Genomic DNA, 624 nt, shown 5'->3' with positions numbered 1-624 from the left:
GTGTCGACGGCGGGTCTCGACATCTCCGGCGGCATTGTCAATGTGACGGTCGCCAACCTCGGTTCGCTGTCTGCCGGGCGCTACAATCTGTTCGACTATGGCAGCCCGTCGATGCTCGTCGGCGCGGTCACCAATCTGGTCGGCGCCGGCTTCACGATCGTCGATGACATGGTCTCCTATCTCTATATCGAGATTGCGGCCTCCGACACCTACTGGAACCCGAACCAGGCGGCGGCCTCGACCGGGTTCGGCGGCAACGGGACATGGACGGCCACGGGCGGGACCGACTGGTCCGACGATCCGGTGACGATGCATACGGCATGGCTTCAGAATGCGATCGCGGTGTTCGAGAGCAATCCCGGCACGGTGACGGTCGACAGCACGGCGGCGATCCAGGTCGGGGGCATGACCTTCTCGCAGAATTACGATCTTCAGGGCGGTTCGGGCGAGATGCTGACGCTCGTCAACCCGTCCGGGCCGGTGACGGTGACGGTGAGCCCTGCCGCGACCGTGGTCACGATGGATGTGACGCTCGGCGAGGCGTCTGCGGCCACGCAGATGGAAAAGGCCGGCGCCGGTACGCTGATCCTGACCCAGAGCGCCACCTATACCGGCGCCACCACC

The 624-nt window shown here is 65.2% G+C and carries 1 pseudogene; it reads left to right on the top strand.

The window, feature by feature from the left end:
- Positions 1-624, top strand: a pseudogene (locus tag HPQ62_RS20925) (hypothetical protein); the annotation flags it as partial.

This window comes from Martelella limonii, assembly GCF_013344475.1.
Classification (GTDB): domain Bacteria; phylum Pseudomonadota; class Alphaproteobacteria; order Rhizobiales; family Rhizobiaceae; genus Martelella; species Martelella limonii.
Note: the sequence above shows the minus strand (reverse complement) of the source record. Positions and strands in the feature narration are given on the sequence as shown.